The organism is Streptomyces sp. NBC_01116 (assembly GCF_041435495.1).
Lineage (GTDB): Bacteria > Actinomycetota > Actinomycetes > Streptomycetales > Streptomycetaceae > Streptomyces.
This window is the reverse complement of record NZ_CP108644.1, coordinates 3,636,258-3,656,447: the sequence shown is the minus strand read 5'-3', so window position 1 is coordinate 3,656,447 and position 20,190 is coordinate 3,636,258. Positions and strand designations below refer to the sequence as shown.

Genomic DNA, 20,190 nt, shown 5'->3' with positions numbered 1-20,190 from the left:
CAACGGTGGGGCGTAACGGGATTCCCGCCCGCCGGGCTCCGCGGTACGGCAGCATCCCTGGGGTGTTGAGCACCGGGGCGCTGCGCGCCCATCTGCTGGCGGCCCGGCTGGCCGGGCCCGTGGCCACGTCGCGCGAGACCAGTCTGCGGAGCTACCGGCTGTTCGCCGCGCGGGATCCGCGGGTGATGCTGGGGCTCGCGCCCGAGCGGGCCTGGGGCGAGGGCGAGCTGTTGCGGCTGATGGCGGACCGGTGCGGGGTGTCGGCCGATCCCCTGCACGTCTCCGGGCCGGACGCGATCGATCCGGAGCGGACGGTGGCCGCGCTGGACGCGTTCGCCGAGCGGTTGGCGCTGGTGGCGGAGCGTCGGGCTCCGGTGCTGCTGGGGACCGGCCATCCGGACCGGTTGCTCGGTTTCTACGCCGGGCTGGCAGACGCTCTGTCGGCGGCGGGCTGTCCTGTTCTCACCCCCGCGCAGGGGAGATGTGTCGACATAACGACCCGGTTTGGCGTACGTACGTACCGTCTCGACTACGTACGGGGGGTCGCCCTGGTGCGCGAACCGGGAGGGCGGCCCACGGGGGGCGAGACCGGCGCGCACACGCATTCGCCGCTTCCGGTGCGGCTCGCGCTCCAGGACGCGGCGGAGCGGCTCGGGGTGCTGCCGGAGTTGGTGATCGGGGATCACGGCTGGGTCTGCGGCGCAGGTCAGCTGGGGATCGAGGCGATCGGGCCGGCGGACACGGATGATCCGGCGCTGTTCGTGGGCGAGGCCGAGGGGCGGGTGTCCGTCGTCGTTCCGCTCGACGACGGCGTACGGGCGCCGTTTTACCGGCCGTTGACGCGCTATGTGCTCAATCGGGCCCGTCTGTCACCGTAGGCCGCCGGCCGCCCCTCCTCTTCCCCACTCGCACCACGCGCCCCTAATCTGTGGAGTGAGCGCACAGCGACGAAGAGTCACCGGAGGGGAAGCCGGTGCGCGTCCGGTGCGGAAGGTACAGGTGGGTCATGGCTGCTGGCAGCGAGAGGCCTCTCAACGAGGTCAAGTTTCTGACCGTGGCGGAAGTCGCCTCGGTCATGCGAGTGTCGAAGATGACCGTGTACCGCTTGGTGCACAGCGGTCATCTGCCGGCGATCCGGGTGGGAAGGTCCTTCCGGGTACCGGAGCAAGCGGTTCACGCGTATCTCCGTGACTCCTTCGTGGGGGTGGAATCAGCCTGAGCTCAGCCCGCGGTTGCCTGCGGATTACGTCCCTCGGACAGTGGCGGGTAGGCTAGGCCGACGTAGGTCGTGTGGGCCCAGACGCCCCGCACCAGTGAAAATGAAGTGAGCGAGGGTAGTCGTGGGCTCTGTTATCAAGAAGCGGCGCAAGCGGATGGCCAAGAAGAAGCACCGCAAGCTGCTCAAGCGCACGCGCGTTCAGCGTCGCAACAAGAAGTAAGCGAACGCGGTTCGTGAGATCCGCGGCCCCTCCACCGTTCCGGTGGAGGGGCCGCGGTGCGTTTCGGGGCACGGGGTCGTCACAGGGCGGCGTCCACCCGCTACGGTGACGGCCAGGGAAGTTACCGCGGGAAGCAGGGGAGCCGGGTCTTGGGAAAGGTCGTGCTCGTCACAGGAGCGGCCCGGCAGCTGGGGGGCCGCTTCGTCCGGCGCGTCCAGCGCGAGCCCGGCGTGGACCGGGTGATCGCCGTCGACGCGGTCGCGCCCGCGCACGAGCTGGGCGACGCGCGGTTCGTGCGCGCGGACATCCGGCAGTCCGCCCTGGCGCGGATCCTGGCCGAGCACGCCGTCGACACGGTCGTGCACCTGGACGTCTCCGGCAAGGCGCTCGGCGCCGGCGGCCGGACGGCGATCAAGGAGACGAACGTCATCGGCACCATGCAGCTGCTCGGCGCCTGCCAGAAGTCCCCGACGGTGCGCCGGCTCGTGGTGAAGTCCAGTACGAGCGTGTACGGGTCGGCGCCCCGCGATCCCGCCGTGTTCACCGAGACCACTCCGCCCAAGTCGCTGCCCAGCGGCGGCTTCGCGAAGGACGCGGTGGAGGTCGAGGGGTACGTACGCGGCTTCGCCCGCCGGCGGCCGGACGTGGCGGTGTGCGTGCTGCGGTTCGCCAACATCCTGGGGCCCCGCCCGGACTCGCCGCTCGCGGACTATCTGTCGCTGCCCGTCCTGCCGACCGTCTTCGGCTACGACCCCCGGCTCCAGTTCGTGCACGAGGACGATGTGATCGACGTCCTGGGGATCGCGGCGGGCGAGCCGCGGCGCGGGACGCTGAACAGCGGCACGTTCAACATCGCCGGCGACGGGGTGCTGCTGCTGTCGCAGTGCTCGCGGCGGCTGGGGAAGCCGACCGTGCCGGTGCTGCTGCCCGCCGTCACCTGGGTCGGCTCGGCGCTCCGTACGATCGGCATGACCGACTTCTCGCCGGAACAGATCCGGCTGCTGACCCATGGCAGGGTGGTCTCGACGGTGCAGATGCGCGAGACCCTCGGTTTCCGGCCGAAGTTCACCACGGCGGAGACGTTCGCGGAGTTCGCGCGGAGCCGGGGGCCGGGGCTGCTGCCGCCGGAGACGGTGGGCAGGGCGGTGGACCGGCTGGCGGCGTTGCCGCTGCCGGGAGGCGCCGGGCCGCGGGAGCGCGGGTCCGGTGCGGTACAGACGAATCACGGCGCCAGGTAGAGGAGCGCACCGACGATGGCGGACGCCAAGGTCATTCCGTTCGACGACGACCGTTCGCGGTCCGGTGGCGCGTCGCGTCCGGCGCGGCGCCGGACCGGGGCGGGCGGCCCCGGCGGCGGTCGGGGCGACGGCTCCGCGGCTCCGGTGAGCGCGCTGCCGGGGGCGCAGGTCCCCGAGCCCTCCGGGCTGTCCCCCGAGGCGGGGGAGGGGGGCCGGGAGGCCCGTCGGGGCGCGGTGGACGCGGGCGGTTCCTCCGGCGGCTGGGAGCGGCGGATCGCGGGCGGGCTCGCGTTCCTGCGGCGACGGGTCACCGGTGACTACGACGTCGACGAGTTCGGTTACGACGAGGAGCTCACCGACCAGGTCCTGATGTCGGTGCTGCGTCCGCTGGCCGACACGTACTTCCGGGTCGAGGTGAAGGGCATCGAGAACATCCCGTCGGACGGCGGGGCGCTCATCGTGGCCAACCACTCCGGGACGCTGCCGCTGGACGGTCTGATGCTTCAGGTCGCGGTGCACGACAACCATCCGGCGGACCGTCATCTGCGGCTGCTCGCGGCCGATCTGGTCTTCCATCTGCCGGTCGTCAACGAGCTGGCGCGCAAGGCGGGGCACACGCTGGCGTGTGCGGAGGACGCGCAGCGGCTGCTGGAGATGGGCGAGATCGTCGGGGTGATGCCCGAGGGGTTCAAGGGCATCGGCAAGCCGTTCGGCGAGCGCTACAAGCTTCAGCGCTTCGGCCGGGGCGGGTTCGTGTCGACGGCGTTGCGGGCGGGTGCGCCGATCGTGCCGTGTTCGATCGTGGGCGCGGAGGAGATCTACCCGATGATCGGGAACGCGAAGACGCTGGCCCGGCTGCTGGGCTTCCCGTACTTCCCGATCACACCGACGTTCCCGTGGCTGGGGCCGCTGGGCGCGCTGCCGCTGCCGACGAAGTGGACGATCCAGTTCGGTGAGCCGATCCCGACGGACGGGTATCCGCCGGAGGCGGCGGAGGACCCGATGCTGATGTTCAACCTGACGGACCAGGTGCGTGAGCAGATCCAGCACACGCTGTACAAGCTGCTGGTGCAGCGGCGGTCGGTGTTCTTCTGACCTGCCCGGCTGCGACGAAGGAAGGGGGCCGGTACGCGGATCGCGTACCGGCCCCCTTCCTTTGACGTGGCCGCTCGTCTACGGCTTGAGGTTCTCGCCGTCGATGCCGAGGCCGGGGAGGAGCCCCGGGAGGAGCGGGGGCAGGGTGACGTCCGGGGCGGCGGGTGCGTTGGGCCGGTCCTCCGGGGAGGGCGGGGCGAGGCCGTCCGTCGGGAGGTCGTCCAGCAGGCCGTCCGTGCCGCCGCCCAGCAGACCGTCCTCCGGGGTGGCGTCGGCGGAGCCCGACGAGCCGGAGGGCTCGGGGGTGGCGCCGTCGTCGGTGCGGCCTCCGGGCTTCTCGGGGGAGGCCGGAGGCGCGGGGGCATCGGTTCGGGACGAGCCGGCGCCCGGGGCGGTGGGGGTGTCGGCTCGTCCGGAGCCCTTCTCCTCGCCCGGGGGGCGGGGGAGGAGGGACTGGAGCGGGGCGACTTCGTCCTCTATGGCGTCGAAGACGGAGCTGACCTCGTCGCGGACGTCGGTGAGCTGGACGGGCAGCCGGTCGCGGAGGCTGCTCCAGGCGTCGCGGTGCGAGCGGGAGAAGGTGTCCAGGGTCTGGATGGGGCCGATCGCTCCGTCGCGCTGGTAGGCGGAGTGGAGCAGTCGGTGGCCCTCGGAGGCGTCGTGGGACATGCCGTTGAGCGCGCGTCTGACGGCGCCGAGGGATTCGTGGTCGAGTGCGCCGGAACGGCCGCGCTCCATGAGTCTGCGGGCCTCGCTGAGCCGGGTGGAGGCCTGGTCGAGATAGACCTCGCCGCGGTCGGCGTCGCCCTTGGCCATGCCGAGGCTGATGTCCTCCATCCCGCGCTTCAGTCCGTAGAGCGAATCACCGGGGAGGGCGTCGGAGCTGGCGGCCGCCACGCCGCCGAAGGCTCCCGCGGCCACGCCGACGGTGAGCCCGCCGGCGGTGAGGCCCTTCGCCCAGCGTGAGCGGGGTCGCAGTTTCCGCAGTGGTGAGGCCCGGTGGGCCCCCTTGCCCCGTTGTACGGGCACCGTAGGGCCCGTGGACGCGCCGCCCTCGGCGAACATGGTCTCCATGGCCGCGACGAGCTGGGCTCGCTGCACCATTTTGACCTCGGGGTCCAACTGCGGCTTCGGTAGCTCACCGAGGCCGTTCGCCAGGGCCAACAGCGGTCCGCGGTCGGCCTGGTCGGCCGGCTCCGCGGGCTGTACGGCCGCCGCACCCTGGGGGGTCTGCTCTTCCAGGGCCTGGGCGAAGGCGTTCGCCCGCCGGTGTGCCGAAACGTTTGCGATCACTGGCGGCACCTCCTCTCGTCATGACGGTCGACTCCCCTGACGGTCCGGAAGGTTGCACACCTTGAGCGCTTCCACTCGATGGAGTGAGTGGCTACGGACAGGGGGTGACGGCAGGGGGCCTGCAACCGGCACAACGAGGCGTTCGGCACTTGGGTTACGCGCGAAAGATGATCGGACCAGTGCGTGACGGGACGGTCACGCAGAGGTCGGATCAGCGGGCGTCGTCCGGCAGGAGTCGGGCGAGCGTCCGTACGGCTCGGTACTGGAGGGTCTTGATCGCGCCCTCGTTCTTGCCCATCACCCGGGCGGTCTCCGCGACCGAGAGGCCTTGGAGGAACCGCAGGGTCACGCACTCCTGCTGCTGGGGGTTGAGTCGCCGCACGGCCTGGAGCAGTGCGGCGTTGGAGAGGGACTCCAGGACGGAGTCCTCGGGGCTGCGCGCCACCTCGTTGGCGTCGAGCATTTCGCCGGTGGTCACTTCCAGGCGGAAGCGACTGGACTTGAAGTGGTCGGCGACCAGGTTGCGGGCGATCGTGACCAGCCAGGCGCCGAAGTCCCGGCCCTGCCAGGTGAACGTGGAGATACGGCGCAGCGCGCGGAGGAAGGTCTCGCTGGTGAGGTCCTCCGCGGTCGCCTTGCCGCCCACGCGGTAGTAGATGTACCGGTACACGGTGTCGCTGTACTGGTCGTACAGGCGGCCGAAGGCATCCGCCTCACCGGCCTGTGCGCGCTCGACGAGATCCATCATGCGCGCGCTGTCGCTGTCGGCGGTGGGACGGCGGACGGTCGACGTGGTCGAGGCGGCGCGGGTGCCGCGTCTTCCGACCGCCGCACTGCGTTCGGCCAGGGCGTAGCAAGGGCCGGCAGGTGCAGGGGTGGCAAATGCGGGGACGGCGTACGCGGTGGGGACGAAGCCGCGCAAGCGGTCAATGACCGATGCACGCAGCGTAGCCAGGCCCGAGGCGTCAACCCCGACGTGTGGGTACACGGGACTCCCAGAGGCAGAGCTTCCATCACGAGCAGTTCGAAAAACGTCACCCGTGGTAGCGAGTGGCGGTCTCCGTGATGCGTCTGAGGAGAATAACGCTTCGTGCAGGCAGCACTACACCCAGTTGTCTAAATCACCGGTTCCGTCTTTTCTGTTATCGCTAAGTGACGCATCAAGTAGCACATGGTGACCGTTTATTGATCGGATTACTTCGTGATCTGTCTGCGGGGGCGACGGGTTGTGGCCGGGCGCCGACGATCCGGCAGGCCGGAGGGGGCGTCGCCCGGCTGGGCGGAAGGGCTCGCGATAGGGCGTCCGGCTCCGGGCGTGGCTGCGCCCCGTGACCGTTCGCGGTGGGCGGGCACGGGGCGCGGAGGGTGCGGAGGGGTGCGGGCGCGGGTCAGCGGCGGCGGCGGTGCAGGGCGACGGCGGCGGCGGTGCCGCCCGCGAGCGCGCCGACCCCGGCGGCGGCCGGGATGCCGACCTTGGCGGCCTTGCGGCCGGTGCGGTAGTCGCGCAGCCGCCAGTCGCGGGCGCGGGCGTACTTGCGGAGCTTGGTGTCCGGGTTGATCGCGTAGGGGTGGCCGACCAGCGAGAGCATCGGGATGTCGTTGTGCGAGTCGCTGTAGGCGGCGCAGCGCTCCAGGTCCAGGCCCTCGGCGGCGGCCAGCGCGCGGACGGCCTCGGCCTTGGCGGGGCCGTGCAGGGGTTCGCCGACCAGGCGGCCGGTGTAGACGCCGTCGACCGATTCGGCGACGGTGCCCAGCGCGCCGGTCAGGCCGAGGCGGCGGGCGATGATGGTGGCGGTCTCCACGGGGGCGGCGGTGACCAGCCAGACCTTCTGCCCGGCGTCGAGGTGGGCCTGGGCCAGGGCGCGGGTGCCGGGCCAGATGCGGTCGGCCATGTACTCGTCGTAGATCTCCTCGCCGATGGACATCAGCTCGGAGACGCGGTGGCCCTTGACGATGGACAGGGCGCTGTCGCGGGCGTCCTGCATGTGTTCGGGGTCCTCGACGCCGGCCAGTCGGAACCACGCCTGCTGCCAGGCGAACCGGGTGAGCTCGCGGCGCTCGAAGAACTTGCGCTTGTAGAGGCCGCGGCCGAAGTGGAAGATCGCGGCGCCCTGCATGACGGTGTTGTCGAGGTCGAAGAAGGCGGCGGCGCGGTCGTCCCCGGCGACGGGGAACACGGGCTCCCCGGGGGGCGCCGCGCCCGCGCCTTCCGGGGCCTTGGTCAGGAGGGCGGACTCGTCGTCGGCGGCCGAGGTCTTGCGCGCGGCCTCGGCGGCGGCCTCGCCTGCCAGGACGCTCCGTGCGGTAGCGGAACGCCTACGGGGTGTGAGCCATCCAAGAGCGGCCATGCGGTGAGCATAGCCAGTCCGTCCGGACCTGCCCGACCTGCCGCGATGCGTGGGCGTGAACGCTGCGGGTCGGAATGGTGAATCGGTCGATTCCGGGCGGCCCGGGGTGGCGGCCGGCGGGCGCGGGAAGGGGACGTCGCGGGCTCGGGAAGTGAGCGTGGCGGGCGCAGAATGAAGGCATGAGTGCTCTGCTGCGACGTAAGAGGAAGAAGCCCGCCGAGCGGGTGGTCACGCTGATGGGGAAGCCCGGGTGCCATCTGTGCGAGGACGCGCGGGCGGTGGTGGCCGCGGTCTGCGAGGAGACCGGTGCGTCGTGGGTGGAGAAGGACATCACCGAGGACGAGGAGCTGTACAAGGAGTACTGGGAGCAGATTCCGGTGGTGCTGATCGATGACGAACAGCACACGTTCTGGCGCGTGGACCCGGCGAGACTGCGCAAGGCGCTGGGTGCGGACGCGAAACCCGGTTAACATTGCGGGCGTTTTGAGTGGCCTCGGGGGCTTAGTTGTGAGGAGTGTGTACTGCTTTGCCCCCTTCGAGGCTGCAACGGGCCGATCCGGTCCCCGGTTCCGGGATCGTGCGGGGAATGTGCGTGACCCCGGTCACTTTGACCGGACAAAACGGACACCATCTTTGTGCACGCGTTCACAAAGACATAGCCTGCATTCGACGGGGCGGTCCTGGGACATACGGCCGCCTGCAGCCCCGCTCATCCCGCAGGAGCACCGTGGCAACTGGCCGAACTCACCGACCGGCGACCCGTAGCCGAGGAATTCCCGAGGCCACCGTCGCCCGACTTCCGTTGTATCTGCGCGCCCTGACCGCGCTCTCCGAGCGATCGGTGCCCACGGTCTCCTCCGAGGAGCTGGCCACGGCCGCCGGGGTCAACTCGGCGAAGCTGCGCAAGGACTTCAGCTACCTGGGGTCCTACGGCACCCGCGGTGTCGGGTACGACGTCGAGTATCTCGTCTACCAGATCTCGCGCGAGCTCGGGCTCACCCAGGACTGGCCGGTCGCCATCGTCGGCATCGGTAACCTCGGCGCGGCCCTCGCCAACTACGGCGGCTTCGCCTCGCGCGGCTTCCGGGTCGCGGCGCTGATCGACGCGGACCCCGCCATGGCCGGTACGCCGGTGGCCGGGATCGCCGTCCAGCACACGGACGACCTGGACCGCATCATCAGCGACAACGGTGTGTCCATCGGCGTGATCACCACCCCGCCCGGCGCGGCCCAGCAGGTCTGCGACCGGCTCGTCGCCGCCGGTGTGACCTCCATCCTGAACTTCGCGCCGACCGTGCTGTCGGTGCCCGAGGGCGTCGACGTGCGCAAGGTCGACCTCTCCATCGAGCTCCAGATCCTCGCGTTCCACGAGCAGCGCAAGGCCGGCGAGGACTCCTCCGCCGAGGACGCGGACGCGCCCCCGATGCGCGCCACGCCCGCGAGCCGGAAGGGACCTGACGGGGACATGCCCGCCGTGATGCCGGCATGAGCCTCCTCGTCGTCGGACTGAGCCACCGCAGCGCCCCCGTCTCCGTACTGGAACGGGCCTCCCTCGCTGTCGAGACCCAGGCCAAGCTGCTCCAGGACACCCTCGCCGCGGAACCCGCGACCGAGGCCGCCGTGCTGGCCACCTGCAACCGCATCGAGCTCTACGCCGACGTGGACAAGTTCCACGCGGGCGTCGCCGAGCTGTCCACCCTGCTCGCCCAGCACAGCGGCGTCGGTCTCGAAGAGCTGACTCCGTATCTCTACGTGCACTACGAGGACCGGGCCGTCCACCACCTCTTCTCGGTGGCCTGCGGTCTCGACTCGATGGTCGTCGGCGAGGGGCAGATCCTCGGGCAGATCAAGGACGCGCTCGCGCGCGGCCAGGAGCTGCACACCGCCGGACGGCTGCTCAACGACCTCTTCCAGCAGGCCCTGCGGGTCGGCAAGCGCGCCCACAGCGAGACCGGCATCGACCGGGCCGGGCAGTCGCTCGTCACCTTCGGGCTCCAGCAGCTCGCCGCCGGGGCCGACCCCGGGCGCTGGGCCGCGGGCAAGCGCGCCCTGGTCATCGGCGCCGGATCGATGTCCTCGCTGGCCGCCGCGACCCTCGCCCGCACCGGCGTCGCCGACATCGTCGTCGCCAACCGGACCCGCTCCCGCGCGGACCGCCTGGTCGAGATCCTCCAGCAGGGCGACGACACGGCGGTGCGCGCCCGGGCCGTCGAGATGTCCGCGGTCGGTGACGAACTGACACGTGCCGACATCGTCGTCTCCTGCACCGGTTCCACCGGCCTCGTGCTCACCGCCGACGCCATCGCCGACGCGCTGGGCGTGACCCCGCACGCCGCGCCCGAGCGGCCGACGGTCACCGTCACCCCGGCCCCGGCCGACGTCGACCAGCACGCCGCCTGGGTGGAGAACGGCTCCGCCGCCTCCGCCGCGGTGGCCGGCCCGGCGACCGCGCTGCGCCGGGTCACCGTGCCCGCGCAGTCGACCGGCCCGGTCCGGCTCGCCCTGCTCGACCTCGCCATGCCGCGGGACATCGACAGCGCCGCCCACCGCGTCGACGGTGTGCGCCTCGTCGACATCGAGTCGCTCGCCGAGGCGTCCGCCGACGCCCCGATGGCCGCCGATGTGGACCGGGTCCGCACCATCGTCTCCGACGAGGTGGCCGCCTTCGGCGCCGCCCAGCGCGCCGCGCACGTCGCCCCGACCGTGGTCGCCCTGCGCACCATGGCCGCCGGCGTGGTCGCCGGCGAGATCGCCCGGCTGGACGGCCGCCTCCCCGACCTGGACGAGAAGCAGCGCGCCGAGATCACCCAGACCGTGCGCCGCGTCGTCGACAAACTCCTGCACGCGCCCACCGTGCGGGTCAAGCAGCTCGCCAGCGAGCCCGGCGGCGCCGGGTACGCGGACGCGCTGCGAGAACTCTTCGACCTCGACCCGCAGACGGTGGCCGCCGTCTCCCGGGCAGACCTGAACGACCCGAATAGAGGGCGGTCATGACCGACAACTCATCCCCGGGCGCGCGGAACCCCGCGCCGCTCCGGCTGGGCACCCGGCGCAGCAAGCTCGCCATGGCCCAGTCCGGACTCGTCGCCGAGGCGGTTCGCGAGGTGACCGGGCGCGCCGTCGAGCTCGTCGAGATCACCACGTACGGGGACACCTCCCGCGAGCACCTGGCGCAGATCGGCGGCACCGGCGTGTTCGTCGCGGCCCTGCGCGAGGCGCTGCTGCGGGGCGAGGTGGACTTCGCCGTCCACTCGCTCAAGGACCTGCCGACCAGCCAGCCCGACGACCTCGTGCTGGCGGCGGTGCCGCAGCGCGAGGACCCGCGCGACGCGATGGTCGCCCGGGACGGGCTGACCTTCGCGCAGCTGCCCGACGGCGCCCGCGTCGGCACCGGTTCGCCGCGCCGCATGGCGCAGCTCAACGCGTACGCCCGTTCCCACGGACTGCGGATCGAGACCGTCCCCATCCGGGGCAACGTCGACACGCGGATCGGGTTCGTGCGTGACGGGGAGCTCGACGCGGTGGTTCTCGCCGCCGCCGGGCTCAGCCGTCTCGGCCGGAGCGGTGAGGTGACCGAGTTCCTGCCGGTCGACACCGTCCTGCCCGCCCCCGGCCAGGGAGCACTGGCGATCGAGTGCGCCGCGTCCAGCGCCGACCTCGCCGCCGCGCTCGCCGAGCTCGACGACCCGTACACCCGGGTCGCCGTGACCGCCGAGCGTGCCCTGCTCGCCGCCCTGGAGGCCGGCTGCTCCGCACCTGTGGGTGCGCTGGCCGACCTCCTGGTCGACGGACAGGTTGTCAACGAACTGCGCCTGCGCGGAGTCGTCGGTACCACCGACGGTTCCTCGCTCGTACAGCTGTCCACCACCGGTCCCGTCCCCACGTCGCACGACGACGCGGCGGCCCTCGGTCGCGAACTCGCCGCCGAGATGCTCGCCAAGGGTGCGGCCGGTCTTATGGGGGAGCGAGCACTTTGAGCCCCACCGGCCCCGCCGCATCCGACTTTCCGGCCCTGTCCGCCCAAGGGCAGGTCACCTTCCTCGGCGCCGGTCCCGGCGACCCGGGACTGCTGACCCTGCGCGCCGTCGAGGCGCTCGCGAGCGCGGACGTCCTTGTCGCCGAGCCCGAGGTGCTCGACGTCGTTCGCAGCCATGCGCGGGCAGGCGTGAGCACCCCTGAGCTGACCGTCGTTGACACCTCGTCAACAACCGTCGGTGTACCCGTTCTCAGGGATGCGGCCAATCTTGTCATGGAGGCCGCCAAGGGCGGCAGGCGGGTGGTCCGTGCTGTCGCGGGCGACCCGGGCCTGGACGGGAACGCGGGGGCGGAAATGCTCGCCTGCGCCGCCGCCGGGGTGCCCTTCGAGGTCGTCCCGGGCGTGGCGAACGCCGTCGGCGTCTCCGCGTACGCCGGGGTGCCGCTGCGCGACGCGCAGGGCGCGGACGTCCGCTTCGTCGACGCCCGTACCGCCTCCGACCGCTGCTGGAGCGAGGTCGGCGCGAGCGACGCGACCGCCGTCGTCTCCACCACGCTGGACTCGGTGTCCGCCGCCGCCGGCGAGCTGGTCTCCGCGGGCCGCAAGCCCGACACCCCGCTCACCGTGACGATCGCGGGCACCACCACCCGGCAGCGCACCTGGACGGCGACCCTCGGGACGATCGCCCAGGTCCTCAAGCAGGCCAAGGTGCTGCCCTCGCCCGAGGGCCACCGGCCGGTCATAGCCGTGGTCGGAGAGCGCAGCTCCGCCGCCCAGCGCGACCAGCTCGCGTGGTTCGAGTCCAAGCCGATGTTCGGCTGGAAGGTGCTCGTCCCGCGCACGAAGGAGCAGGCCGCGTCGCTCTCCGACCAGCTGCGTTCCTACGGTGCGGTGCCGCACGAGGTCCCGACGATCGCCGTCGAGCCGCCGCGTACGCCCCAGCAGATGGAGCGCGCGGTCAAGGGCCTGGTCACCGGGCGCTACGAGTGGATCGCCTTCACCAGCGTGAACGCCGTCAAGGCGGTCCGGGAGAAGTTCGAGGAGTACGGGCTCGACGCCCGTGCCTTCGCCGGCATCAAGGTCGCCGCCGTCGGCGAGCAGACCGCCGCGGCCCTGATCGACTTCGGTGTGAAGCCGGACCTGGTGCCGTCCGGTGAGCAGTCCGCCGCCGGGCTGCTGGAGGACTGGCCGCCCTACGACCCGGTCTTCGACCCGATCGACCGGGTGTTCCTGCCGCGTGCCGACATCGCCACCGAGACCCTGGTGGCCGGGCTCATCGAGCTGGGCTGGGAGGTCGACGACGTCACCGCGTACCGCACGGTCCGCGCCTCGCCGCCGCCGGCCGACACCCGTGAGGCGATCAAGGGCGGCGGCTTCGACGCGGTCCTGTTCACCTCGTCCTCGACGGTGCGCAACCTGGTCGGGATCGCGGGCAAGCCGCACAACGTGACGGTGATCGCGTGTATCGGCCCGGCCACCGCGAAGACCGCCGAGGAGCACGGCCTGCGGGTCGACGTGCTGTCCCCGGAGCCGTCGGTGCACAAGCTCGCCGAGGCGCTCGCCGCCTTCGGCGCGCAGCGCCGGGACGCGGCGAAGGAGGCCGGTGACCCGGTGACCCGGCCGAGCGAGCGGCGCCCGGGTGCGCGCAGGCGTCGGACGACGACCTAGCGGCAGTACGAGGATGTGTGGGCCCGGTCGCTTCGGCGGCCGGGCCCACCGCCGTTTCCGACGCCTGTTCGCGGGTCTTTCCCGGCGCGGGTGTCGGTAAGACCTGACTGCGTACGGGTCTATCGTCGAAGGATGACTGCGTACGGAAACTTCCCCGGCTCCCGCCCCCGGCGGCTGCGGACGACCCCGGCGATGCGGCGGATGGTCGCCGAGACACGGCTCGACCCCGCGAACCTGATCCTGCCCGCGTTCGTGCGGGAGGGCATCGACGCCCCGGTCGCCATCTCGTCGATGCCCGGCGTGCACCAGCACACCCTGGACACCCTGCGGAAGGCGGCCGTCGAGGCGGTCTCGGCCGGAGTCTCGGGGATCATGCTCTTCGGTGTGCCGGAGGACGCGAAGAAGGACGGCCGGGGCACGGCGGGCACGGACCCGGACGGCATCCTCCAGGCCGGCCTGCGCGCGGTCCGCGAGGAGGTCGGCGACGACCTGGTCGTGATGTCGGACCTGTGCCTGGACGAGTACACCGACCACGGCCACTGCGGGGTCCTCGACGGCGACGGCCGGGTGGACAACGACGCGACGCTGGAGCGGTACGCGGAGATGGCCCAGGTCCAGGCGGACGCCGGGGCCCATGTGGTGGGCCCCAGCGGGATGATGGACGGCCAGGTCGGCGTGGTCCGCGACGCCCTGGACCAGACCGGTCACGAGGACGTGTCGATCCTCGCCTACACCGTGAAGTACAGCTCGGCCTTCTACGGCCCCTTCCGCGAGGCCGTCGGCTCCTCGCTGACCGGCGACCGCAAGACCTACCAGCAGGACCCGGCCAACGCCCGAGAGTCGCTGCGGGAGCTGGCGCTGGACCTGGAGGAGGGCGCGGACATGGTCATGGTGAAGCCCGCCGGACCGTATCTGGACGTCCTCGCCAAGGTCGCGGAGTCGGTGGACGTGCCGGTCGCGGCGTACCAGATCAGCGGCGAGTACGCGATGATCGAGGCCGCCGCCGAGCGGGGCTGGATCGACCGGGACAAGGCGATCCTGGAGAGCCTGACCGGGATCCGGCGGGCCGGGGCGCAGATGATCCTGACGTACTGGGCGACCGAGGCCGCCCAGTGGCTCGGGCGGGACGCGCGGCGCTGAGCCGCTCCCGCTCACGGCCCGTCGTGGCTCACGGCCCACCCGCTCCGGTCTCCTGGAGCCGGTGGGCCTCGTCGATGGCGAAGCGGGCGCTGTCCCGTACGAGCGGGTCCTCGTCGGCGCGTGCGGTGGTGTCCAGGACCGTGGCGACGACGGGGTCGGCCGTGTAGGGCGCCAGCGACATCGCCGCGTACTGCCGGACCAGGTCTTCCTCCGGGTCCCGCAGGGCCGTGAGGAGGGCGCGGCCCGCTTCGTGGCGGAGAGCGGGGTCGGCCGGGGGCCACAGGCGCAGGACGGTGGCGCTCTCGACGCGGGCGAGGTCGTATTCGCCGGGGTCGGCGACGACCGAGACGAGGAACGGCAGCGCCTGGGCGTTGGCGTCCAGCTCGGTGATGATCTCGCGCTTGCGGTCGCTGTCGGCGGGCAGGGCGCGGAACTCGGCTATCAGGCGTTCCGCGGCTGCCGTCGCCGCTGCCTCTGCTGTCGCTGCTGTCGCCGCTGCCGTCGCCTCTGTGGTCGTGAGGTTCGTGTCGTTCATGGGGGTGGACACTTTCTGTCAGGGCCAGTCGACCAGTGCCATGAATGCTACGAAAGCGACCCCGACGACGGTGGGGGCGGCGAGCGCCAGGCCCACGCGCCGGGCGGCGTAGCGGAGCTGGTGGGGGATGGCCCAGGTGGCGATCAGCACGATCAGGGCGAGGACCAGGCCGATGCACAGGACGGTCCACGCGGTCATGAAGCTGTCGTGGAAGCCGTCGGCCACCGCGCCGTCGCAGGAGTCGCACGCCATCGGGCTGAGGCCGCCGAAGAACAGCGCCACGAGGCCCGTCGGCAGCGTCACGAGCGTGGAGAACAGCGGGGCGACCCACGCGCGCGGATCGCGGGTGCGCGCGGGGTCGGTCACGGCCGTGCTGTCGTCGATGTGGCGGTTCTCGCTCATGTGTCCGAGTCAACCTCCGGGGTCCGCCGTCCGCATGAGTACGAGGGCTCAGTCCGCGGCGGTCCGGTCGGCACGGGCCTCCGCCCAGGCGTGTGCCGCCGCCAACTGCCCGTCCGTGAGGACCGGGCTGACCTGGTCCGGGTAGCGGAACGCGTAGTGCTCGCGGGCGGTCCTCAGCCCGATCGCGCGGGCCGCTTCGGTGAGGCGGGGGTCGTCGGCGACCTCCTGGGCGCGCCGCAGCCAGCTGTGGCTGCGCGGGTCGACGGCGTAGTGCCAGAGCGGCTGGGCGGGGTCGGCCACCCCGATCAGGACCCGGTGCAGGACGTACTCGCGGATGCCGCGCTGCCCGATCAGCCGCTCGGCGACGAGCAGGGGGTGGGTGCCGTCGAGCCGGGCGCGGAGCAGCACCCAGGTCATCAGGTGCCCGGTGTCGTGGGCGCCGGAGACCACGAAGTCCCACAGCTCGGCGGCCTTCGTCTCGTCCGGTGCGCCGAGGTGGATCAGCAGCCGGACCGGGGTCTTCCAGAGCGGCTTGGGCTTCGCCCACCAGGCGGTGAGGGCGGCGGCGGCCGGGTGGTCCAGGTCGAGGGCGAGGCAGGTCAGGGTGACCAGGGGGTGGCGCCACTCGGTGTACGTGGTGCGGTACTTCTTGGTCAGCTCCTTCTTCCAGCGCGGCAGGAGCGCTTCCAGCTCGGCCTCGCCCGCCTCGCCGCGGGCGTGGAGCAGTTCGAGGCAGAACGCGATGCCCTGGACGCCGGTGGACGGGTCGGCCACCCGGTCGCGCAGCCACCGGACGTCGGCGGGGGCCGGGGTGCGGTAGCGGTGGTAGAGGTCGCCGAGCCCGCCCTCGTAGCCGGTGAGGTCGGGGCCGGTGCCCGCGAGCAGGTCGTCGCGGGCGGCGTCGTAGCGGTCGGCGGCGGCGAGCACCTCGGTCTCGGTGACGCCGGGATACCGGGCCGCCTGCTCCCGTACGTGGGCGACCCGGTCGTACGCCCGGTGCGCGGCGGCCACGCGCAGGGGGCGAGGCAGGTCGTCGTCGGTGGCGAGGCGGACGGCGGTGAGGGCCGCGAACGCCTGGGCGGCCGTGTGGTCCGCCGTCGGCCGGGCGGCGCGCCAGTCGTGCGTCAGGGTGGCGTCGAGCGCGGTGAACAGTTCGCCGAGCGAGGTCTCGGGGGCGTCGTGTGCGGTCAGTTCGGCGGCGAGCACGCCGGCGGACCGCACCGCGTCGGGCCCGTGGAGCGCCCGGTGCACGGCGAGCCAGGCGCGGATCGCCTGGGGCCGACCGAAGAGCGACCACGCGCGCAGGACGTCCAGGGCCCGGGGCGAGGGGGCGGTGCCGAGGGCGTCGGACGCCCGGGGGCCGAGGCACGCCACCGTGTCCCAGACCTCCTCGTGGCCGTGGCGCAGCAGCGCGTCCAGCAGGGCCTCCCAGGCGGGCCACTCGGTGAGCCGCCCCGCGTACTCCTCCCGCCAGGCCGCCAGCAGCCGTGCCGTCTCCTCGGAGGTCAGCGCCCGCCGCGACTCCAGTGCCGTGACGAATCCCGCGGCCCCGGACAGCTCCACCGGATCGCGCAGCCGGTCGTGCAGCCAGCGCTCCTCGGCGGCGGTCAGCGGGGCGTCCTGGTGGCGGGGTTCGCCGGGCCGTCTCGCGTGGTGGCTGCGGAGCCTGTCCAGGAACTGGCGTACTCCGGCGGGGTCCTCGGGGTCGGGGAGTCCGTCGTCGTCCCTCTCCGTGACCTTGTCGAGCTGGAACGCGCCCTGGGGTCCGCCGCTGACGATCCGGTAGCCGGGCGGACCGTCGCCGAGGCCCGCGGCGACGGTGGCGTGGTCGCCGCCCCAGTGCACGTACAGCTCGCGCTTCAGGCCGCCGGAGCGGTCGAAGGCGGAGTGCGACTGCCAGTGCCAGTAGGCGAAGGAGGTGTCGGTGGAGAGGGACCGGGTCGCGAACAGCTCGGCCGCGTCCTCGTGGCCGTCGGATTGCGTGTACCGGCTCCGGGTCGGCGGCGGGAGGACGGCGAAGCGGTCGCCGCCGAGCGTGCGCCACCACTTCTTGATGCTGCTGAGGTCCGAACGCCGCCCGGCCGGACGGAGCTTGCCCGTTCCCGGTCGCTCTTCCGCTCCCCGTTCCGTCGTGTCTAGTCCCACCAGAACGACCACGCTTCCTGGTTGAGCACGGACTTCTCGGCGTAGGCGTCGAGGTCGTACGGCGGGGACTGGTCGATGTTGTCCGGGCAGAACGCGTAGTGCTCGGCGGCCAGGGCGCGGGCCTCCTCGATCGTGGCGGGCGGGCGGCCCACCGAGACGATCATCGTGTCGAAGCCGAGCAGCACGACCCGGGCGTCGTACCGGTCCTCCCAGGAGCGGAGCACCGCGCAGAGCCGGGCCACGTCGTTCTCGTGGTTCATCGGGCCCGACCAGCCGATCGCCGCCGGTATGTCGGCGCTGCGGCGGGCCGGGACGAGGGCCATGCGGGCCCCGCCGTGCCACGTGTCCGCGTCGGCGGCGATCACGCCCGCGAGCCCCGCGGCCACCGTGTCCGGGTCCTCGGCCGCCTCCCGGGCGGGGGCGGGCGCGAGGCCGGGCCAGGAGCCGGGGCCCTCGGAGCCGTCCGTACCCGGTCCGGCGTTCTCCCCGGCCGCTGTGCCGGCGCCCACCTCGTCGTCCGCGTACTCCGTCCAGTAGCCCGCGAGGACCTCGTCGGCGTCGTGGTCGCCGGGATACGACGTGCCCTCCGGGTGGAGGTCCCACTCCTCGGGCCACTGGCCGCGCCGGCCACCCGTGACCAGCACGGGCAGCAGCCCGAGCCGCCGCCCGGCCGCTCGCAGCCTCGACCAGCCGCGCAGGTCGGCCGGTGGGCCGTCCGCGTACCAGAGCAGTGGCTCGTGCCAGGTGCCGTCCAGCGTGGCGTCCACCAGGGAGCCGGGCGGGAGGTCCAGGCCGGAAGTGGCCAGGGAGGGGAGTGGATTGGGGAGCGTCGCCATGGTGGGGAGCCTAGAGCTCGGCACTGACACCGCCCCCGGCAGCGCCCCTCCCGCCGCTGCGGGCATGCCGGTGCGGGTATGCCGGTGCGGAAACGACATCGACCTCGAACGGCCCTACGCGGCACGCCTCTTGAGCGACGCGACCGGCCCGGGGGCCGAAAGCCGGTGCAGGGCGGGGGTGGCTGGATAATGATGTCGGTCATGAGTTTGTTCGTCGATGATCCCACCCGTCTCGGAACCACCCGCCTCGCCGACGGGAGGGTGCTCGGCTGGGCCGAGTGGGGGCCGCGGGACGGGCTGCCCGTCCTGCTCTCGCCCGGCGCCGCGACCAGCCGCTGGCTCGGGATCGGGGCGGGGGCCGTCGAGACGGAGGGCGTGCGGCTGGTCTCGGTGGACCGCCCCGGGCTCGGGGTCTCCACGCCCGCGCCCGACCGGACCTTCGCCGACTTCGTCGACGACGTGTCGGAGTTGACCGGGCTGCTCGGACTGGGCCCGCTTCCGGCCATGCTCGGGAACTCCCAGGGCGCGCCCTTCGCCCTCGCCTGCGCGGCGGCGGGCGTCGTCTCCGCGCTCGCGCTCGTCTCGCCCGCCGACGAGGTCGCGGACCCCGAGGTCTCCGCCGCGCTGCCGGACGATCTGCGGGGCCTGGTCGCGCGGGTGGCGGAGGACCCGGTCGGGGCGGAGAAGATGTTCGCCGGGTTCGACGCGGACGCGATGCGGCGGATGGTTCTGGCCGGAAGCCCGGCGTGCGACCTGGTCGTCTACGAGGACCCCGGTTTCGCCGCCGCCTACGGTCGGGCGCTCGACGAGGCGTTCTCCCAGGGTGCGGCGGCCGGGTACGCCCGGGACACCGTGCTCGCCATGGGGCGTTGGCCCATCGACCTCGGCGCGATCACCGTCCCGGTCGAGGTCTGGTACGGCGAGGAGGACGTCTCGCACTCGCCCGACCTCGGCCGCCGGCTCGTCTCCCGTATCCCCGGGGCGCGGCGCACGGTCGTGCCGGGGGTCGGCGGCGCCCTGCTCTGGGCCACCGCCGAGCCGATCCTCGCGTCGCTGGCCGAGACCGTGCGGCCGGACGAGCCGCCCGAGCGGGACTGGCGGGAGGAGCTGGACCGGAGGGCCGTACGGGGGAGACGGCCGGGGGTCGTGCGGCGGGGCGGGCGCGGCTAGGTCCTGTCGTCGAACTGCCGTCGTCGCCCGGAGGGCGGCCCTGCGGGGTCGGGTGCGTGCTCTCGGTGTGCCGGGTGCGGGTCCTCGTACTGGACGTACTTGGGCCTGTGCCCGGTGCGGCGAGAGCGCGTGCATGGCGCCGCGGGGCAGGCGGCAGTTTGACGACAGGGCCTAGGGCACCGCGGGGGACCGTACGGGGGAGACGGCCGGTGACCGCACGGGGGAGCGGGCGCGGCTGGGCCCGGCTGTCAGTGCCCAGGCTTATCGTCGAAGCCCGTTGCGTGCCGCCCGGACGTCGTTGCCGTCGGCCGGGCCGATCCGGCAGGAGCCGCCGTGAACAGGATCATCACGTCCATCTCCCTCTCCCTCGACGGATTCTTCGAAGGTCCCGACCAGGACATCGACTGGCACACCGTCGACGAGGAGCTGCACCAGCACTTCAACGACTACTTCCGGACGATGGGCGGCTTCGTCGAGGGGCGTGTCACCTACGAGCTGATGGAGGAGTTCTGGCCGACCGCCGATCAGGACCCGGCCAACGAGGGCCCGATGGCCGAGTTCGCGGGGATCTGGCGGGACGTGCCGAAGTTCGTCTTCTCGCGGACGCTGGAGAGCGTGGGGCCGAACGCGACCCTGCTGCACGAGGTCGACCCCGAGCAGGTGCGCGGTCTGCGGGACGCCGCGTCGGGGGACCTGGCGGTGGGCGGGGCGGATCTGCTGGAGTCGTTCCGGCAGGCCGATCTGATCGACGAGTACCGGATCTACGTCCACCCGGTCATCCTCGGCCGGGGCCGCCGCTTCTTCCAGGACGCGGAGGAGCGGCAGATGCTCCGGCTGGTGGAGACCCGGACCTTCGGGAACGGGGTCGCGATGCTCCGTTACGAGACGGTCCGGGCATGAGCCGT

Annotated in this window: 20 protein-coding genes; 13 read left to right on the top strand and 7 right to left on the bottom strand. The window is 72.6% G+C overall.

The window, feature by feature from the left end; all coding sequences use genetic code 11:
- The first annotated feature begins 62 nt into the window (after nucleotides 1-62).
- From OG245_RS15975 to OG245_RS15955, 5 genes are all read left to right on the top strand, one after another.
- On the top strand, nucleotides 63-878 hold the full coding sequence (locus OG245_RS15975; protein ID WP_371624200.1) for a phosphatase: 816 nt from the start codon (nucleotides 63-65) through the stop codon (nucleotides 876-878).
- A 128-nt stretch (nucleotides 879-1,006) separates the two neighbouring features.
- The gene (locus OG245_RS15970) at nucleotides 1,007-1,219 is read left to right on the top strand and encodes a helix-turn-helix domain-containing protein (protein WP_158072177.1); all 213 of its coding nucleotides are present in this window, start codon (nucleotides 1,007-1,009) and stop codon (nucleotides 1,217-1,219) included.
- A gap of 121 nt (nucleotides 1,220-1,340) precedes the next feature.
- Complete coding sequence (locus tag OG245_RS15965; RefSeq protein ID WP_003948845.1) at nucleotides 1,341-1,439, top strand: 30S ribosomal protein bS22; 99 nt, start codon at nucleotides 1,341-1,343, stop codon at nucleotides 1,437-1,439.
- 149 nt (nucleotides 1,440-1,588) lie between these two features.
- Entirely contained in the window at nucleotides 1,589-2,677 is a 1,089-nt protein-coding gene (locus OG245_RS15960; RefSeq protein ID WP_371624199.1) for an NAD-dependent epimerase/dehydratase family protein, read from the top strand.
- A 15-nt stretch (nucleotides 2,678-2,692) separates the two neighbouring features.
- Nucleotides 2,693-3,772 carry a lysophospholipid acyltransferase family protein gene (locus tag OG245_RS15955; RefSeq protein ID WP_371624198.1) on the top strand — a complete coding sequence of 360 codons (1,080 nt, stop codon included), beginning with the start codon at nucleotides 2,693-2,695 and terminating at the stop codon, nucleotides 3,770-3,772.
- Between the two features lie 78 nt (nucleotides 3,773-3,850).
- Here the strand turns inward: OG245_RS15955 and OG245_RS15950 are convergent, their stop codons facing one another.
- From OG245_RS15950 to OG245_RS15940, 3 genes are all read right to left on the bottom strand, one after another.
- On the bottom strand, nucleotides 3,851-5,065 hold the full coding sequence (locus OG245_RS15950) for a DUF5667 domain-containing protein (RefSeq protein ID WP_371624197.1): 1,215 nt from the start codon (nucleotides 5,063-5,065) through the stop codon (nucleotides 3,851-3,853).
- 211 nt (nucleotides 5,066-5,276) lie between these two features.
- Nucleotides 5,277-6,053, bottom strand: a complete 777-nt coding sequence (locus tag OG245_RS15945; RefSeq protein WP_003968333.1) for an ECF subfamily RNA polymerase sigma factor, BldN family — start codon at nucleotides 6,051-6,053, stop codon at nucleotides 5,277-5,279.
- A 400-nt stretch (nucleotides 6,054-6,453) separates the two neighbouring features.
- Nucleotides 6,454-7,413: an HAD family hydrolase gene (locus tag OG245_RS15940; protein ID WP_371624196.1), complete on the bottom strand. Its 960-nt coding sequence runs from the start codon at nucleotides 7,411-7,413 to the stop codon at nucleotides 6,454-6,456.
- 179 nt (nucleotides 7,414-7,592) lie between these two features.
- On the opposite strand from OG245_RS15940, the gene OG245_RS15935 reads away from it, so the two are divergent.
- From OG245_RS15935 to hemB, 6 genes are all read left to right on the top strand, one after another.
- Nucleotides 7,593-7,883: a glutaredoxin family protein gene (locus OG245_RS15935; protein WP_371624195.1), complete on the top strand. Its 291-nt coding sequence runs from the start codon at nucleotides 7,593-7,595 to the stop codon at nucleotides 7,881-7,883.
- A gap of 257 nt (nucleotides 7,884-8,140) precedes the next feature.
- Nucleotides 8,141-8,902 carry a redox-sensing transcriptional repressor Rex gene (locus tag OG245_RS15930; protein WP_371624194.1) on the top strand — a complete coding sequence of 254 codons (762 nt, stop codon included), beginning with the start codon at nucleotides 8,141-8,143 and terminating at the stop codon, nucleotides 8,900-8,902.
- A complete protein-coding gene (locus OG245_RS15925) occupies nucleotides 8,899-10,407 on the top strand; it encodes a glutamyl-tRNA reductase (protein WP_371624193.1) in 1,509 nt (502 codons plus the stop codon). Before OG245_RS15930 ends, OG245_RS15925 begins: the two co-directional genes overlap by 4 nt.
- A complete protein-coding gene (gene hemC / locus OG245_RS15920; protein WP_371624192.1) occupies nucleotides 10,404-11,390 on the top strand; it encodes a hydroxymethylbilane synthase in 987 nt (328 codons plus the stop codon). The genes OG245_RS15925 and hemC overlap by 4 nt, the downstream gene beginning before the upstream one ends.
- Nucleotides 11,387-13,057, top strand: coding sequence for a uroporphyrinogen-III synthase (locus OG245_RS15915; RefSeq protein ID WP_371624191.1), 1,671 nt, complete (start codon nucleotides 11,387-11,389; stop codon nucleotides 13,055-13,057). Before hemC ends, OG245_RS15915 begins: the two co-directional genes overlap by 4 nt.
- A gap of 132 nt (nucleotides 13,058-13,189) precedes the next feature.
- On the top strand, nucleotides 13,190-14,197 hold the full coding sequence (gene hemB / locus OG245_RS15910; protein WP_057663709.1) for a porphobilinogen synthase: 1,008 nt from the start codon (nucleotides 13,190-13,192) through the stop codon (nucleotides 14,195-14,197).
- Between the two features lie 28 nt (nucleotides 14,198-14,225).
- Here the strand turns inward: hemB and OG245_RS15905 are convergent, their stop codons facing one another.
- Genes OG245_RS15905 through OG245_RS15890 form a run of 4 tightly spaced genes read right to left on the bottom strand, consistent with a single transcriptional unit; the run spans nucleotide 14,226 to nucleotide 18,115 of the window.
- Nucleotides 14,226-14,732: a hypothetical protein gene (locus OG245_RS15905; protein ID WP_371624190.1), complete on the bottom strand. Its 507-nt coding sequence runs from the start codon at nucleotides 14,730-14,732 to the stop codon at nucleotides 14,226-14,228.
- 18 nt (nucleotides 14,733-14,750) lie between these two features.
- Nucleotides 14,751-15,134, bottom strand: coding sequence for a hypothetical protein (locus tag OG245_RS15900; RefSeq protein ID WP_371624189.1), 384 nt, complete (start codon nucleotides 15,132-15,134; stop codon nucleotides 14,751-14,753).
- A gap of 48 nt (nucleotides 15,135-15,182) precedes the next feature.
- On the bottom strand, nucleotides 15,183-17,291 hold the full coding sequence (locus OG245_RS15895) for a hypothetical protein (RefSeq protein WP_371624188.1): 2,109 nt from the start codon (nucleotides 17,289-17,291) through the stop codon (nucleotides 15,183-15,185).
- Complete coding sequence (locus OG245_RS15890; RefSeq protein ID WP_371624187.1) at nucleotides 17,270-18,115, bottom strand: DUF4253 domain-containing protein; 846 nt, start codon at nucleotides 18,113-18,115, stop codon at nucleotides 17,270-17,272. Before OG245_RS15890 ends, OG245_RS15895 begins: the two co-directional genes overlap by 22 nt.
- Nucleotides 18,116-18,316: 201 nt before the next feature.
- On the opposite strand from OG245_RS15890, the gene OG245_RS15885 reads away from it, so the two are divergent.
- Both OG245_RS15885 and OG245_RS15880 read left to right on the top strand, forming a co-directional pair.
- Nucleotides 18,317-19,285, top strand: a complete 969-nt coding sequence (locus OG245_RS15885; protein ID WP_371624186.1) for an alpha/beta fold hydrolase — start codon at nucleotides 18,317-18,319, stop codon at nucleotides 19,283-19,285.
- A 333-nt stretch (nucleotides 19,286-19,618) separates the two neighbouring features.
- On the top strand, nucleotides 19,619-20,185 hold the full coding sequence (locus OG245_RS15880; RefSeq protein ID WP_371624185.1) for a dihydrofolate reductase family protein: 567 nt from the start codon (nucleotides 19,619-19,621) through the stop codon (nucleotides 20,183-20,185).
- Nucleotides 20,186-20,190: the final 5 nt, after the last annotated feature.